The organism is Streptomyces sp. PA03-5A, from assembly GCF_033792725.1.
In the GTDB taxonomy this organism is placed as follows: domain Bacteria; phylum Actinomycetota; class Actinomycetes; order Streptomycetales; family Streptomycetaceae; genus Actinacidiphila.
In genome coordinates this window covers 137,497-153,217 of sequence record NZ_JARAVL010000010.1, presented here as the reverse complement: position 1 = coordinate 153,217, position 15,721 = coordinate 137,497, and the positions used below count along the sequence as shown (strand labels likewise).

At 74.0% G+C, this 15,721-nt stretch carries 13 protein-coding genes; 7 read left to right on the top strand and 6 right to left on the bottom strand.

The window, feature by feature from the left end:
- Positions 1 to 8: 8 nt before the first annotated feature.
- Positions 9 to 2,081 (bottom strand): telomere-associated protein Tap, encoded by a 2,073-nt coding sequence (gene tap / locus PV410_RS14885; protein ID WP_500324697.1) that lies wholly within the window; start codon positions 2,079 to 2,081, stop codon positions 9 to 11.
- 446 nt (positions 2,082 to 2,527) lie between these two features.
- Here tap and PV410_RS14880 point away from each other — a divergent pair, with 446 nt between their 5' ends.
- Positions 2,528 to 2,851 carry a hypothetical protein gene (locus PV410_RS14880; protein ID WP_500324695.1) on the top strand — a complete coding sequence of 108 codons (324 nt, stop codon included), beginning with the start codon at positions 2,528 to 2,530 and terminating at the stop codon, positions 2,849 to 2,851.
- 4 nt (positions 2,852 to 2,855) lie between these two features.
- Here the strand turns inward: PV410_RS14880 and PV410_RS14875 are convergent, their stop codons facing one another.
- On the bottom strand, positions 2,856 to 3,833 hold the full coding sequence (locus tag PV410_RS14875) for an AraC family transcriptional regulator (RefSeq protein ID WP_500324693.1): 978 nt from the start codon (positions 3,831 to 3,833) through the stop codon (positions 2,856 to 2,858).
- A 71-nt stretch (positions 3,834 to 3,904) separates the two neighbouring features.
- Here PV410_RS14875 and PV410_RS14870 point away from each other — a divergent pair, with 71 nt between their 5' ends.
- Positions 3,905 to 5,278: an FAD-dependent oxidoreductase gene (locus tag PV410_RS14870; RefSeq protein ID WP_500324691.1), complete on the top strand. Its 1,374-nt coding sequence runs from the start codon at positions 3,905 to 3,907 to the stop codon at positions 5,276 to 5,278.
- Positions 5,279 to 5,402: 124 nt separating this feature from the next.
- On the top strand, positions 5,403 to 6,260 hold the full coding sequence (locus PV410_RS14865) for an alpha/beta fold hydrolase (RefSeq protein WP_500324689.1): 858 nt from the start codon (positions 5,403 to 5,405) through the stop codon (positions 6,258 to 6,260).
- Between the two features lie 22 nt (positions 6,261 to 6,282).
- On the opposite strand, the gene PV410_RS14860 is transcribed toward PV410_RS14865, so the two are convergent.
- Positions 6,283 to 7,329: a TDT family transporter gene (locus PV410_RS14860; protein ID WP_500324687.1), complete on the bottom strand. Its 1,047-nt coding sequence runs from the start codon at positions 7,327 to 7,329 to the stop codon at positions 6,283 to 6,285.
- A gap of 279 nt (positions 7,330 to 7,608) precedes the next feature.
- On the opposite strand from PV410_RS14860, the gene PV410_RS14855 reads away from it, so the two are divergent.
- On the top strand, positions 7,609 to 9,744 hold the full coding sequence (locus PV410_RS14855; RefSeq protein ID WP_500324685.1) for a SpoIIE family protein phosphatase: 2,136 nt from the start codon (positions 7,609 to 7,611) through the stop codon (positions 9,742 to 9,744).
- Between the two features lie 22 nt (positions 9,745 to 9,766).
- Here the strand turns inward: PV410_RS14855 and PV410_RS14850 are convergent, their stop codons facing one another.
- Together PV410_RS14850 and PV410_RS14845 are read right to left on the bottom strand one after the other, a co-directional pair.
- Complete coding sequence (locus tag PV410_RS14850) at positions 9,767 to 10,045, bottom strand: hypothetical protein (RefSeq protein ID WP_500324683.1); 279 nt, start codon at positions 10,043 to 10,045, stop codon at positions 9,767 to 9,769.
- Positions 10,046 to 10,145: 100 nt separating this feature from the next.
- Positions 10,146 to 10,982, bottom strand: a complete 837-nt coding sequence (locus PV410_RS14845; protein WP_500324681.1) for a polysaccharide deacetylase family protein — start codon at positions 10,980 to 10,982, stop codon at positions 10,146 to 10,148.
- Positions 10,983 to 11,099: 117 nt separating this feature from the next.
- Here PV410_RS14845 and PV410_RS14840 point away from each other — a divergent pair, with 117 nt between their 5' ends.
- From PV410_RS14840 to PV410_RS14830, 3 genes are read left to right on the top strand one after another with little or no spacing between them, the layout of a single operon-like run.
- Positions 11,100 to 11,624 carry a PadR family transcriptional regulator gene (locus tag PV410_RS14840; protein WP_500324680.1) on the top strand — a complete coding sequence of 175 codons (525 nt, stop codon included), beginning with the start codon at positions 11,100 to 11,102 and terminating at the stop codon, positions 11,622 to 11,624.
- Positions 11,621 to 12,307, top strand: coding sequence for an ABC transporter ATP-binding protein (locus PV410_RS14835; RefSeq protein WP_500324678.1), 687 nt, complete (start codon positions 11,621 to 11,623; stop codon positions 12,305 to 12,307). Before PV410_RS14840 ends, PV410_RS14835 begins: the two co-directional genes overlap by 4 nt.
- Positions 12,304 to 14,670 carry an ABC transporter permease gene (locus PV410_RS14830; protein WP_500324676.1) on the top strand — a complete coding sequence of 789 codons (2,367 nt, stop codon included), beginning with the start codon at positions 12,304 to 12,306 and terminating at the stop codon, positions 14,668 to 14,670. The genes PV410_RS14835 and PV410_RS14830 overlap by 4 nt, the downstream gene beginning before the upstream one ends.
- A 15-nt stretch (positions 14,671 to 14,685) precedes the next feature.
- Here PV410_RS14830 and PV410_RS14825 read toward each other — a convergent pair whose 3' ends face one another.
- Positions 14,686 to 15,705, bottom strand: a complete 1,020-nt coding sequence (locus PV410_RS14825; protein WP_500324674.1) for a LacI family DNA-binding transcriptional regulator — start codon at positions 15,703 to 15,705, stop codon at positions 14,686 to 14,688.
- Between the last annotated feature and the right edge of the window lie 16 nt (positions 15,706 to 15,721).

Below are 15,721 nucleotides of genomic sequence, written 5' to 3'. Positions count from 1 at the left end.
GGACTCTCCTACTCTCCGTCGAGTGCGGCGTCGCCGCCCTTGATGTGGCGGGCGGGGTTGTGGCCGTCCTCGAGCAACTCCACGGCCCACATGAGGGATTGGGTGCCCTCGTGCTTGACCATCCCGGGCGACACCCCGAGCCGGAAACCGCCGGGCAGCGGCTTGCCCTCGGGCGTGCGCGGCAGGAAGTCCAGCGGGCCGGGGCCGTCGGACAGGTACACGGCGCAGTCGGAGAGCACCGCCACCGGGAAGAGGCCCACCGCCGCGAACCTGACCATCTTGCGGTGCATGTTGACGCGCGCGGTGGCGATGACGGCGGCGCGGATGTCGGGGCGCCACGTGGGCCGGTCGAGGGCGGGCCAGCGCTCCCCCGGGCGGTAGCCGGTGCCCTGAGGGCGTTCGCGGAGCTTGCCGATGCCGCCCTTGACGGTGGCCTTGACGGCCGAGAGGAGGCCGGCGCGGGCCGGGTCGGCCTCCTTGTGGTGTTCCATCGCGGCGAGGAATTCGGCCTCCGGCATGCCGGAGACGACGCCGAGTTCGGCCATGGTGGTCATGTAGGCGTCGCGCAGGCGGCCGTACCAGGCGTCGAGGTAGGCGCCGTGCTCGGGGCGGACGTACGCCTCGGTCGGGCGCACGTCGTGGCCGAGTTCGACCGCGTACGCCACGGTGGGGGTGGCATACCAGGCGGGGCCCCCGGGGCGGGTCCCGTCGGGGGTGAACGGGTTCGGCAGGCGCGGGTCGACGTCGATGTGCGAGAGGTCGACGAGCCAGGACCCGGGCAGCGCCTTGTCGAACTCCGGGGCGCGGACGTGGACGGCGGCGCCGAGGCCCACGTTCAGGCGGTTCGCGGCGGCGGCGAACGCCATGTTGACGTCGATCCCGACGGCGTACTTCCGGGCGCACTCGTCGTCGGTGAGCAGTTGCGGGTCCCGGGTCCACTCGAAGGCCTCCTCGTCGAGGACTTCTTCCGGGGTGCGGCGGTGCCCGCGCGCGAACAGCGAGGCCACGACGGGGTGTTCGTCGGGGGCCTCGGGAGGTGCCGGGTCCACGGGCTGCGCGAGGGCACCGGGGTTCGGAGCCGGGACCCAGGAGCCGGTGGCCTGGTCCTTGACGGCGCGGGTCGGCGGGCGCAGGGCGGTCATCAGTTCCAGACCGCTCACGGCGGTGGAGCCGCGCGGGGTGATGACGCGGTGCGCGTAGTCCGCGAGCAGTTGGGCGAGCTCGGGGGGCGGCAGGTGCTCGACGTCGCCCCAGGAGCGGCTGTCGAGGGCGCCCCACGGCAGGACGGCGAGTTGTACGCACTGACGCCTGCCGTCCTGCGCCGGGCGGTACACGCGGGCCCAGGGGCCGAACCCGCGGCGGGTGAGCTGCCACTTGGCGCGGGCGATCTGCCGGACGACCTTGTGGTCGGCGGGCAGGCGCAGGGCCCTGCGGTCCTCCAGGACGGTGGGCAGGCCGAGGCGTTCGGCGGCCGGGGCGGTGAGGACGATCAGCGGGTCCGCGTCCTTGCCGTTGCGGTGCAGGCGCGGCGCACCGAGCCTCGCTTCGGTGAGCGTCCACGCGACGAGCGAGGGGACATCGGTCGCCGGGCAGGGCAGCACGAGGCCGCCGGCGCAGTAGGCGGTGCCGTCGCCGTCCAGCACGGCGAGCGGGCCGTGGGCGAAACGCGGATCCGCCGCGTCGGGCACGGGCTCCGCTTCCTTGCGCGCGGGGGCGTGCGCCGGCCGCGCGGGGCGGGCGGCGGGCGCGGTGACGGCGGCAGGCGCGGCAGCGGGTCCAGGGGCTGGGACGGCGGGGGCCGCCGGGGCGGCGGGCACGGGCTCGGGTTCCGTGGCGCCGAGTTGGGCGGCGATGCCGTCCAGGAGCTTGGCGTACGCGGCGCGGGTGGCGCCCTGCGGCTCGCTGCGGCCGGATTCCCAGCCGGCCACGGTCGTCCGGGTCACGTCGAGCGCCTCGGCGACCTCCGCCTGGGTCAGGCCGTACTCGGTGCGCAGCCGTGAGCGTTCGGCGGGCTCGGGCAGGCGGGTCCGCCGCGGCCCCGGCTTCAGGAGGGCGTCGACGGGGTCGGACGTGCTGGCCATGCGGCGGTGGGCTCCTTCGCTGCTCGGTCCTGGCCGGTTACGGGCGCACAACGAGGTTCCGTGGGGAGGAACTCGCGCGGGTGCTGCCCCGTGAGGATACGGGCCTGATTGCGCCGCGGGGGCAGCGGAAGGCTGCTGCCCGGCACCCGGCGGGAAAGCCGTGCGGGTGCCAGGTGGAAACGGACTTCCCGCTGCCTGCGTCGTCGGCGTGCCGGGCGACCGTCCGGGCCGACAAGCGCCAGGCCCGGGCCGCGCTCTCCTCGACGGTGCGCCCGTCGCACGGTGCCTCCCGTACGTCCGACGTCGGCATCCCCGGCCCTCCCTCCGCCGCTCCGTCCGGCCCGGGACCATCCTTTCCGGGCCCGCGACAACGGACCTTATCGGCCGACAAAGCGGCCCGCGGGCACCGAAGCGCCCGGCGGGGCGTCCGTCGTAGGGTGTGGTCCGTGACCGACCTCATGGGCTGCCTGATCCTCACGGCCGTACTGGCCGGGGTCATGGGCGTGTTCGCCTGGCTGGCGCGGGTGATCCGGCGCCGCGGTCTCGCCGGCCATGCGGTCGCCGCCGCGCTGGCCTCCTATGAGGAGGCGTTCCGCGTCACGTCCTACGAGGCCCACCAGGAGATCCGCACCCAGGCCGAGCGCAGGCTGCCCTTCGACTCGCCGGACGAGCCCTGGCGCCCGGCCCGCGCGACGGTCCCGGCCCGCCCGGCCGTACGCTCCGCGCGGGGGCCGCGCACATGGGTCCGCCGCCTGCGTCGTCGCCACTGACCGGTCACGGCCGGGACGCTCCCCCGCCGGTCGCGGCGCGCAGGCTCAGGACGGAGGCACCCTCGCCGGGCAGGCCATGACGGGCCGCGCGACGGAGCCGGGCGGGGGTGTCGCCCGCCGCGAGGCGGAAGGCGCGGCCGAAGGCGGACTCGGAGGCGTACCCCACGGCGGCGGCGACGGCGGCGACCGGCTGCTCGGACTCCGTGAGCAGTTCCGCAGCGAGGAGCATGCGCAGCCGCATCAGGAACTCGCCGGCGTTCATCCCGGCCTCCCGGCCGAAGTGCCGGATGAAGGTCGCCCTGGACATGGAGGTGAGCGCGGCGAACTTCTCGATGCCCCAGTCGTGGGCGGGGTCCCGCAGGACGGCGTCGGTGACGGTCCGTACGACGCCGCGGGTGGAGGCGAGCCACGCTGCCCGGCCCATGCCGGACACCCCGCGCAGGGCCAGCGTCAGCAGGACGTCGCAGAGGGAGTCGAGGACGGCCTCCGTGCCGGGGCCGGCGGCGCGTGCCTCGTCGCGCATGAAGGCGCCGAGCAGCGCGAGGGGGCTGCCCGCGCCGGTGCCGAGCGGGACGTGCAGCACCTCGGGCAGCATGCCCATGAGCACCTGGCCCGCCCCCGGCCCCCAGGTGTAGTGACCGCAGAAGAGATCGACGGGCACCGCGTCGTCGCCCGGCGCGGTCCCGCTCACCAGGGCGTACGGACCGACGTCCTGGCGATCGACCGACGTGGCCGGGCCGGGGCCGTGCGTGTGGATGCGGTGCGCCGTGCCTCGCGGGAGGAGCACCATGTCGCCCACGCGCAGTTCGATGCTCCGGTCGGGCAGTTCGAGGGTGCATTCGCCCTCGAGCAGCAGGTGGAACGGCGAGCTGCCGCTCCCGCCGGCGGGGTTGTCCAGGGTGTGGCGGCCGGCGATCAGGCAGCGGATGTCGACGCTGCCCCGCAGCCTGGCGAGGTGGACCACGCGGCTCAGGGTGTCCATGAGACTTTCTCGATAGAAATCGGTACTTGCTGATCTTGGCAGCTCGCCTGACGACGAGCAAGGTGAGAGCCATGGAAACCATGCATGTCGATCTCCTCGTGATCGGTTTCGGGAAGGGCGGCAAGACCCTGGCCGGACGGATGGGCCGTCTCGGCAAGCGCGTCGCCATCGTCGAGCAGTCGGACTCGATGTACGGCGGCACCTGCATCAACGTGGGGTGCGTACCGACGAAGGCGCTGATCCACCGGGCGGGGGAACGCCGCCCTGACGATCCGCCGGAGGCGGGGTTCCGTGACGCCGTGCACAGCACGACCCGCCTGACCGAAGCGCTCCGCGCGAAGAACTTCGAGATGCTCGACGCCGTCGACTCCGTCACGGTCGTCACGGGCCGCGCCCGGTTCGTCGCCCCGGAGACGGTGGAGGTCAGCGCCGGGACCGATCGCCTGCTCATCACCGCGCGGACCGTGGTCGTCAACACCGGCGCGGAGCCGGTGGTGCCCGACCTCCCCGGGCTGCGCACCAGTGCGTACACGAGGACCAGCGCCGACCTGGTGCGGGACCCGCGGCGTCCCGCCCGCATGGTGGTCCTCGGGGCGGGCTACCTGGGGCTGGAGTTCGCCGGGATGTACCGCGCGTTCGGCACCGAGGTGACGGTCCTGGAGGCGGGTGCGCGGGTGCTGCCGCGTGAGGACGAGGACGTCGCCGACGCGGTGGCGGGCGTGCTGGCGGGCGATGGCGTCACCGTCGTGACGGGAGCGACCGTCACGGGTGTCACGGACGCCGCGGACCACGCCACCGTGCGCTACCGCGTCGACGGGCAGGAGCGGACGGCCGACGCCGACGCCGTCCTGGTCGCGACCGGGCGCAGACCCGCCACCGCGGGGCTCGCCCTTGAGGTCGCCGGGATCCGGACCACCGAGTCGGGTGCCGTCGCCGTGGACGAGCACCTGCGCACCAGCCGGCCGCACGTCTTCGCCGTCGGCGACGTCAACGGCGGGCCCCAGTTCACGTACATCTCGCTCGACGACAGCCGGATCGTCGCCGACCAGCTGACCGGTGCCGGCACGCGGACGACACGCGACCGCGAGGCCGTGCCGTACACCCTCTTCACGACGCCCCCGCTGTCCCGCGTCGGGCTCACCGAGAAGCAGGCACGCGAGCAGGGGTACGCGGTCGGCGTCGCCGAGAAGGCCGTCGGCGAGATCGCCGCGATGCCCCGGGCGAAGATCGTCGGGGAAACGCGGGGGCTGATGAAGTTCGTCCTCGACACGGCGACGGACCGGGTGCTCGGTGCCGCCTTGCTCAGCGTCGACTCCCAGGAGCTCGTCAACACGGTCGCGCTGGCGATGCGGCACGGGGTCACGGCGACCGAACTGCGCGACACGATCTACACGCACCCGAGCTCGACCGAGGCCTTCAACGAAGTGCTGGCCACGGTCCGGTGAGCGCGGTGAGGCCCTGCCGTCGCCTGCGCCTTTTGAGCCGCACCGAACCTTGCGCCGGACAATGTTGGCGACGGCGGCACGCACACCGTCGACGGCGGGGGCTCACCCAGCGCAGGACGGCATCATGCCTTCGTACGTGCACACCACGGCACCGACCCGGTACATCGAGGTGGACGGCGACCGTTACGCCCATCGCCGTTTCGGGGCGGATTCCGGGACGCCGCTCCTGATGCTCCCGCACTTCCGCGCGGGCATGGACCACTGGGATCCGCTCGTCACGGACGGCCTCGCCGAGAACCGGCCGGTGATCCTCTTCGACAACGCCGGGGTGGGGAACTCGGGCGGCCGGACGCCGGAATCGGCGGAGGGTTTCGCCGGGAACGCCGTCGCGTTCCTGCGGGCGCTCGGCCTTCCCGAGGTCGACCTGCCGGGCTTCTCGGTGGGCGGGTACGTCAGCCAGGCCCTCGTTCTGGCCCATCCCGAACTGGTGCGCCGCCTGGTCCTGGTCGGGACGAAGCCGCGCGCGGGCGAGATGGCGGGCGTCGGCGAACGGGTCGCGGAGGTGGCCGCCCACGAGGTCCTGACCGAGGAGGACTACCTGTACCTCTTCTTCGACGGCTCCCCCGGCGGACGCCGGGCCTGCCGGGAGTTCTGGCTGCACCGCCACGAGCGGACGGTGGACGCCGACGCCGAATCCGGCCCGGACAGCGTCCGCGCACAGCAGGCGCTGCGTGCCGACTGGAACACCGGACGGGGCGAGCGGTTCACGGAGCTGCGGCGCATCACCCAGCCGACGCTCGTCGTCAACGGCAGCGACGACATCATGGTCCCGACCGTCAATTCGTGGATCCTCGCGCAGTACATCCCCCACGCGCAGCTCGTCGTCTACCCGGACGCGGGCCACGGGGCGCTCCTCCAGTACCCCCGGCTGTTCTGCGCCCACGTCGCCCGCTTCCTCGACAGCGAGGTCCCCTTCACCTGACCTCGTGGCGGGCCCGCCGTCACTACGCCCCCGCGACCGCCCGGTGCCGGCCCACGGCGCGGACGGCGTACCGGACGGTCGCCGCGTACAGGACGAGGAACGCCCCGCCGACCAGGACGATCACCAGCCAGGTCAGGCCCTGCCAACCGGGGACGGCGGCGCCGTGGAGCCAGCGGACGAGGAAGTTGCCGGTGGCCGCCGCGGGGAAGGAGAAGACCCAGTAGCCGGTGTGGAAACCCTCCTGCCGGACGTGCGGCACCAGGAACAGGACGATCAGGACGGTGAAGAGCACCAGCCCGGCGAAGCCGTACCCCACGGCGTCGACCCGTCCGCCGTGCGCGGCGGTCCAGGCGAGGCCGCCGACGGCCGGCGGGATCGTGAGGACGGTCAGCGTGGGGCGCGCGGGTCCGGGCAGGCCGTCCGTCACGAGGCGGCCGAGGACCACGGTGCCGAAGGCGAGCCAGTACAGGACGCCCACCGCGAAGGCGGCCGAGGCCGCGTCGGGAAGCGCGACCGCGGTGCCGGTGGTGCTGGCGATGAAGGGTCCGGAGACCACCGGCAGCAGGTAGCCGGGGTGCAGCGGGGCGGAGCCGAGGCCGCCGGTCACCCAGTGCGCGAGCAGCCGGGCGGCGAGGGCGGCGGAGGCGAGGGCGAACAGCGCGTAGAACCAGCGGGCGCCGTCGACCCCGAAGCGAGCGAAGTGGCCGGTGGCCAGCATGCCGATGATCGGGACGTACGCGAGCGCGAAGCCCTGACCGGGGTGGCGCAGGTCCTCCAGGATGTTGCGCCGGCGTGCTCCGCCGTGCCGCACGTACTGCGCCAGCAGCACCACCCACAGCAGTCCGCTGACCACGAACAGGGCGTCGCTGACCCCGATGGGCGCGGCCACCGTGGCCGAGGCCGACTGCCAGAGCCCGCCCAGGCCCGCCGTGCCGAGGGAGACCGACATCATGGCGATGTGGGTGGCGCGCCGGGCGCCTCCGCCATCCCCGGCTGCGGCGTGCGCGGGCCCCGACGAGTCGTCCGGGGGCGTGACGGTCACGGGTGCGTCGAGTACGGCCGGCTGCATGCGGTGCTTCTCCTCGGGGGTCCGGCGCCGCTGAGGGGCGCGGCGGGGGCGTGGTTGCAACTTTAAACCAGACGCGACGGCGAGCCCTTCCCGCTCCCGCGGGGAATCCGGGACCGGGTCCCGGAATCCCCGGCCCGGCCCCGGGGCCGGGCCGGGCCGGGCCGAGATGCCCCCACCTGTCGGCGGGGACTATCGTCCACATATGGGAGCGCCCCGGCCACGCCGAAACGGCGTTCCCCGGCGGCGAACGGCCCGTTGGTCACCGCGCGGGGCCGCTGGGTGACGAGCGGGAGCGCAGCGCCCGGCGCCGCGCCGGAGGAAGAGGCCGCACTCGACCAGGCTCTGGCCGAGGTGGCGAGAATCACCGGGTCCCACGCTGCCGGAGTCTTCCTGCTGGTGCCGCACGCCCAGGCGCTGCGCCTGGCGGTGGTGACGGGCCTGTCGGCCGGAGTGGTGCGGCCGTGGTCGCGGCTGGCGCTCGCGACACCCGCGCCCGTCTCCACGGTCGCGCGCGACGGGCGTCCGGTCTGGGTGCACGGCCACGACGAGCTCGCCCGCCGGTTCCCGCGCACCGCCTTCGCACTGCCCTACCGGCTGGCGATGTACGTCGTCCCGTTGCACACGGGCACCACGGTGTCGGGCGTGCTGCAACTGCTGTGGCCCGACACCCGTCCCGACCGGCTCGCCCAGGAGGAACGGGCCGCCGTGACCCACGCCGCCGACCGGATGGGCGCGCTGCTGACGCGGGCCGCCGCCAGGGGGCGGCCGCTGCGGCCGGGCGCCATGCCCCGGGTGCTCGCGCCGGACCCGCCGCCGCCCCTGCCGCCCGCCGAGGCCCAGGCCGCGGCGGAACTGACGGAGCGCCTGGACGACGGGGTGCTCGCGCTGGACCTGGAGGGGCGGGTGACCTTCCTCAACGCCACGGCCGCCGAGCTGCTCGGCCGCGGCAAGGCCGAGCTGATGCACACCCGTCTCTGGGAGTCCCTGCCCTGGCTGATCGACCCGGCCTACGAAGACCCGTACCTGGCCGCGCTGTTCAGCCGGCTCCCCACGGACTTCACCGCGCTGCGCCCCCCGGACGACTGGCTGTCCTTCCGGCTCTACCCCGGCACCACCGGGATCAGCATCCGGCTGCGGACCGCCCCGGCCCCGGCGGGCGACCGGCTCCCGCCGGCCACACCCTCCGGGACCGCGCCGACCCGCGCCGGCGCGCTGTACCACCTGCTGTACATCGCCTCGTCCCTCACCGAGGCGGTCGGCGTCCAGGACGTGGCGACCGCCGTCACCGAGCAGATCATGCCCGTCCTCGGGGCCGACGGCCTGTCGTTGCTGATCGCGGACGAGGGGCGGTTCCAGGACGTCGCCTCCCACGGTTTCCCCCGGACCCACAAGGACTTCTTCCGCGGTCTGTCGCTGACGGTCGACACCGCGGGCTCCCGCGCCGTCGCCACGGGTGCGCCGCTCTTCTTCAGCGACGTCGACGCGATACGGCAGGCCTTCCCCCTCGTCGCCCCCTACACGCGGATGGGCGCCTGGGCGTTCCTCCCGCTGAACGCCTCGGGCCGCACGATCGGCTGCTGCGTCCTGGCCTTCGCCCTCCCCCGCGCCTTCCCGCCCGACGAGCGCGCCGCCCTGACCTCGCTGGCCGGCATGATCGCCCAGGCGCTGGAACGTGCCCGGCTGTTCGACACCAAGAGCCAGGTCGCGCGCACCCTCCAGACCGCGCTGCTGCCGCACTCCCTGCCGCACGTGCCCGGCCTGCGCGTCGCCGCCCGCTACCTCCCGGCGACCAGCGGCATGGACATCGGCGGCGACTTCTACGACCTGATCCGCCTGGACGGCGCCGGGGCGGCGGCCGCGGTCATCGGCGACGTCCAGGGGCACAGCGTCAACGCGGCGGCGCTGATGGGCCAGATCCGCACGGCGGTGCACACCCACGCGAGCACGGGCGCGGCCCCGGACGAGGTGCTGACCCGGATCAACCGCCTGTTGAACGACCTCGACACCGACCTGTTCACCAGTTGCCTGTACGCACAGCTGGACGTGCCCGGGCACCGCGCGCTGCTGGCGAGCGCCGGCCATCTGCCGGCGCTGCTGCGCCACCGGTCGGGTCGCACGGAGATCCTCGACGTACCGCCCGGGCTCCTGCTCGGTGTCGACGTGACCGCGGACTACCGGGCCGCGGAGGTGCCCATGCCGCCGGGGAGCGTGCTCACCCTGTTCACCGACGGCCTGATCGAACGTCCCGGCACCGATCTGGGGACGGCGCTCGGGGAACTCGCCGGCCGGCTCGCCGCGGCGCCCGTCCGTTCGCTGGACGACCTGGCCGACGAGCTCCTGCGGGAGGCCCGGCGGACCTCCGGGGGCCGCGACGACATCGCCCTGCTCCTGGTGGGCCCGGTGCCCGGGCAGTGACGGGCGGGAGGTCCGCGCGCGCTCAGGCCGCCCGGCCCGCGAGACGGAACCGGCCGAGGGTGTCCTGCATGAGCCGGCGCACCTCGGCCCATGTGCCGTCGACCGCCGCGTCGCAGCGCAGCACGCGCTCCGTGGGCTGTGCCGCGAACCAGCGGGCGCGGCGCAGCGCGTCGACCCCGGCGATCGTCCCGGCCACCACGTAGTAGTGGCGGACCAGCGCCCCCGAGCCGCCGCGGTGTCGCAGCCCGACCAGCCAGACCACACCGTCCTCGTCACCGTTGTGAGGGTGGGTGTCCGTCATGTCTTTCTCCCGCCACACGCTCCCTGCTCCGGTCATCCACGGTGCCGCCGAAGCCACCGGCGGGGCCACCTCCATCCGGCCGTGTCCCCCTCGGATCCGGTCAGGGGCGGTAGACCGCCCCGGGCTGCGGGGTGCCGGGGGCGAGCAGCTGCGGAACGGTCACGAAGGTGAAGCCCCGCTTCTTGAGCGCGTCGATGATGCCGGGCACGGCCGGCAGGGTGCCCCGGTAGCCCTTGGCGGCCGGGCCGGGGACGAGGTCGTGGAGCAGGATGATGCCGTCGCGGTCGGCCTGGTCCAGGACGCGCTTGGTGATCAGGTCGGGGTCGTTGGTCTCGTAGTCCTTGGCGGTGACGCTCCACAGCACCTCGGAGAGGCCCATCTCACGGGCGATGCCCTGGACGGTGTCGTTGGTGCGTCCCTGCGGCGGGCGCATGAGGGTGGGCCGCCGGCCCGTGATCCGCTCTATCGCGTCGTTGGGACGGCTCAGCTCCTCGCGTACCTCCTCGGGCTCGATCTGCGTGAGGATCTTGTGCGTCCAGGTGTGGCTGGCGACCTCGTGCCCCTCGGCGGCCATGCGCTTGACCATGTCCGGGTAGCGGTCGATGTGCTTCCTGCCGAGGAGGAAGAAGGTGGCGGGCACCTGCTTCTCCTTGAGGACGTCCAGCAGCTGCGCCGTGTGCTTGCTCGGTCCCGCGTCGAAGGTGAGCGCGATGCACTTGGCCTTGCGGCAGTCGACGCTGCCGAAGGTGCCGGTGCCGGTCTTGCCGGCCTCCTGCCGCACGGTGCCCGGGGAGGTGGTCTCCACGCGGGTGCAACCGGTGAGCGCGAGCGCGAATGCCAGGGCGGCCGCGGGAAGCACCGCCCATCTGCGGGCGGTCCGGGCGGAGGCGGCGTCGCGTCGGGCGGGCAGGAGGCTTCGGAGCCGGGTAGTTCGCATGGCCGCGACTCTACACAGGGGGTATACACGCAATTCATAGCGGGGGTGCCCCCAGCTGCACACCATCGCGACATCGCGTCTGCATGACGTGTATACCTCATGTGTATATTGACGCGCATGTCCATCGGTCACACCCTCCTGGGCCTCCTCGAATCCGGGCCGCGCCACGGCTACGACCTCAAGCGCGCCTTCGACGAGCGATTCGGCCACGACCGGCCGCTGCACTACGGGCAGGTCTACTCCACGATGTCGAGGCTGCTGAAGCACGGCCTGGTCGAGGTCGAGGCCATAGAGCCCGGCGAGGGCCCCGAGCGGAAGCGGTACGCCATCACGGAGGCGGGCGTCACCGACGTCGCACGGTGGCTGGCGACCCCGGAGAAGCCCGAGCCGTACCTGCAGTCGACCCTCTACACCAAGGTCGTCCTCGCGCTGCTCACCCAGCGCGACGCGGCCGACATCCTGGACGTGCAGCGTGCCGAGCACCTGCGGCTGATGCGCGACCTGACCGAACGCAAGCGCACCGGGGACCTGGCCGACCAGTTGATCTGCGACCACGCCCTGTTCCACCTCGAAGCCGACCTGCGCTGGCTGGAGCTGACCGCGGCGCGGCTCGACGGGCTCGCCCGGGAGGTGAGCGCGTGACGCCCGCAGAGCCCCTGCTCACCGCCGACGGCCTGCACAAGAGCTACGGCCGGACGCCGGCCCTCGACGGGGCGGACTTCTCCATACGCCCCGGCGAGGTCGTCGCCGTGATGGGCCCCTCCGGCTCCGGCAAGTCCACCCTGCTGCACTGCCTCGCGGGGATCGTCGTCCCGGACGCGGGCACCATCACCTACCGCGGTCGTGAGCTGTCCGCGATGAACGACGCCCGGCGCAGCGCCCTGCGGCGCAGCGAGTTCGGCTTCGTCTTCCAGTTCGGGCAGCTCGTCCCCGAGCTCACCTGCGCGGAGAACGTGGCGCTGCCGCTCCGGCTGGGCGGCACCTCCCGCAAGGAGGCGACGCGCACCGGCCTGGAGTGGCTGCGCAGGCTGGAGGTCGAGGACGTCGCGGGCCAGCGGCCCGGGGCCATCTCCGGCGGGCAGGGACAGCGGGTGGCCGTCGCCCGTGCCCTGGTCACCGGCCCCCGCGTGCTGTTCGCCGACGAACCCACCGGAGCGCTGGACTCCCTCAACGGCGAACGCGTCATGCAGCTGCTCAGCGCCGCCGCCCGTGAGACCGACGCGGCGGTCGTCCTGGTCACCCACGAGGCGAGGGTCGCCGCGTACTCCGACCGCGAGGTCGTCGTGCGTGACGGGAAGGTCCGCGACACGGCGCGCGTGGCATGAGCTCGGGCGACGCCCCCGGCACCAGCCGCCGAAGCCGCATCCAGGACCTGGCGATGGGTGTCCGGTTCGCCGTCACCGGTGGCCGCGAGGGCTGGGTGCGTACGCTCCTGACCGCCGTCGGGGTCGGCCTGGGAGTGGCCCTGCTGCTGCTCACCGCCGCGCTGCCGAACGCCCTGACGCAGCGTCACGACCGCGAACGCGCCCGCAACGACATGACGTACACCTCGGTCGTCAAGCACCGGGCCGACGACACCATGCTGATCGCGACGGTCGACACCACCTACCGCGACCAGGCGGTACGGGGCCGCCTGCTGCAGCCCGAGGGCCGGCGTCCACCGCTGCCGCCCGGCGTCGCCCGGCTGCCCGGGCGCGGGACGATGGTGGTCTCCCCCGCCTTGCGGCGGCTGCTCGCCTCTGCGGAGGGCCGGCTGCTGAGCGAGCGCCTGCCGTACCGCATCGCGGGCACCATCGGGCAGGACGGGCTGGTGGGACCGGACGACCTCGCCTACTACGCGGGGACCTCCGGGCTCCCCGCCGGCGCCGGGGCCGGGGCCGGGCAGACCGTCCGCGTCGAGCGCATCCACGCCTTCGGCTCAGTGGACCAGGGCAGCACGACGGACCCGGTCCTCGTGCTGCTCGTCCTCATCGTCTTCGTGGCGCTGCTGATGCCGGTCGGCGTGTTCATCGCGGCCGCCGTCCGCTTCGGCGGGGACCGCCGCGACCGCCGGCTCGCCGCGTTGCGCCTGCTCGGTGCGGACGCCGGGACCACGCGACGCGTCGCCGCGGGCGAGGCCCTCGCCGGCGCCGTGTGCGGACTCGCCGTCGGCGCCGTGCTGTTCGCGGCCGGTCGCACCCTGGCGGGCCAGGTCGGCTTCTACCGCGTCAGCGTCTTCCCCGGCGACCTCACGCCGGCGCCCGCCCTCGCCGCCCTGGTCGCCGTCGCCGTCCCGGCCGCCTCGGTGGCCGTGACGCTGCTCGCGCTGCGCGGCGTGGTCATCGAGCCGCTCGGTGTCGTCCGCGCGAGCAAGCCGCCTCGCCGCCGGCTGTGGTGGCGCCTGCTGCTGCCGCTCGGCGGGCTCGCCCTCCTGTACCCGATGGTCGGACAGGGCCGCGACCGAGGGAACTTCAACGAGGCGCTGGTCGTCGGCGGCACGGTCCTGCTGCTGATGGGCGTCACGGCACTGCTGCCGTGGATCGTCGAGGCCGCCGTCGACCGGCTCGGCACCGGCGCTCCCTCCTGGCAGCTCGCGGTCCGCAGGCTCCAGCTGAACAGCGGCACCGCGGCCCGCACGGTCAACGGCATCGCCGTCGCCGTCGCCGGGGCGATCGCGCTCCAGATGCTCTTCGCGGGCGTCGACGGCTCGTACACCCGCAGTACCGGGAACGACTTCTCCCGGGCCCAGATGGAGGTCTACCTCCCGGCCGCCGACTCCCCCGCGGACGCCGCCCGGCGGCTCACCGCGGCCGACGCCGTGCGCGAAGCGACCCCGCTGTCGGTGGGGATGCTCGGCGAACGTGCCCAGGACCCGCAGCGCTACGTCGAACTGACCGTGGGCACCTGCGACGCGCTGCGCGTGGTGGCGAGGGTCTCCGCGTGCCGCGACGGCGACGTCTTCGTCGTCCGGGACGGGGAGTACGACGACGACACCGTCCGCACGGCCAGGCCAGGACACGTCGTCTACCTGGACCCGGGCTACGCCGGCGCGCCAGGACGCGGACTCGCCTGGCACCTGCCGTCCGGCCTGAAGCAGGCCCACACCCGCGCCGACCCGAGCGGCTACAAGCGCGGCGGCGTCCTCGTCACCCCCGGGGCGCTCCCCCCGTCCGCCGCCGGGACGGTCACGGGCAGGGTCTACGTCTCGATCGACCGCTCCGTCCCGGACGCGCCCGAGGTCGTCCGCAACACGGTGGCCGCGATCGACCCGCTCGCCGACGCGCACGACTACGTCACCCGGACCGAGTCCGCGCGCTTCGCCTCGATCCGCACCGGGTTGTTCGTCGGCGCCTGCTGCGTCCTGCTGCTGATCGGCGCGAGCCTGCTCGTCTCCCAGCTGGAGCAGTTGCGCGAGCGGAAGAAGCTGCTGTCCACCCTGGTCGCCTTCGGTACCCGCCGCAGCACCCTCAGCCTGTCGGTGCTGTGGCAGACCGCCCTCCCCGTCGGCCTCGGCCTCGCCCTCGCGTGCGCGGTGGGCCTGACCCTCGGCGCGGTGCTGCTCCGCATGGTCGGTGCGCCCGTCACCGTCGACTGGCCCGACGTGGGCGCCATGACGGGCGTCAGCGCGGCGGTCGTCCTGCTGGTGACCGCGCTCAGCCTCCCTGCCCTGGTCCGCATGATGCGACCGGACGGCCTGCGCACGGAGTGACGGCGACGGGGCCGGTCACGGGGCCACGGCCGCCGGCGGGGCGGTCGTGGCCCGGGGGGTCAGGACCGCGGAGAGCACGGTGGTCTCCGGCACGTCGTCACGGCCGGCGAGCTTGGCCAACAGGAGGTCCACCGCGCGGGTGCCGATCTCGGCTGAGGGGATCGACACGGAGGTGATGGGCACCGATGCCTGCTCGGCGGTCTCGTCGGGGCAGATCGCGGCGACCGACAGGTCCTCCGGTACCCGCAGGCCCATGGCCTGGAAGGCGGCGATCAGGGGCTGGGTGATCGGCTCGTTGTGGACGACGATCCCGGACAGCCCCGGCTGTTCGCGCAGCAGTTGCTCGGCCATGGCTCGCGCGGCGGCCGGGGTCTCCGGGCAGGGGTGGACGGACGAGCGCAGGCCGAGCCGGTCGGCGGCGGCCGTGAATCCCGCGGCGACCCGGCGGGCGAACCCGGTGCCGCGGACGTAGACCTCGGGGGGTGAGCCGACCAGGGCCACGGTCCGGTGGCCGAGCGAGGCGAGGTGCTCCACGCACGCCTCGCCGGCACCCGCGAAGTCCAGGTCGACGCAGGTCAGCCCGGCCGGGTCGGAGGGGAAACCGATCAGCACGGACGGCCGGTCCATGGTGCGCAGCAACGGCAGCCTGCGGTCGTCCATCTCGACGTCCATGATGATGAAGGCGTCCGCCATGGCGCTCTGGGCGACCCGGATGATGCCCTCCTCCCCCTCGCTCTGCGTGAGGAGGAGGACATCGTGGTCGTGCTCCCGGGCGGCGGTCAGCACGGACGTGGCGAATTGCATGACCACAGGCACGTGGATGCCCTTCCGGAGGGGCAGCACGAGACCGAGCACCCGTGACCTGCTGCTGGCCAGGGAGCGGGCTCCGGCGTGCGGCCGGTAGCCCAGTTCACGGATGCTGTCCTCGATGCGCCGCCGGGTCTCCGGGGAGATCGGCCGCTTGCCGCTGAGGGCGTAGCTGACGGTGCTCGGCGACACGTTGGCGTGCCGCGCGACGTCAGTGATCTTGACCATGCAACTCCCTTCCCGT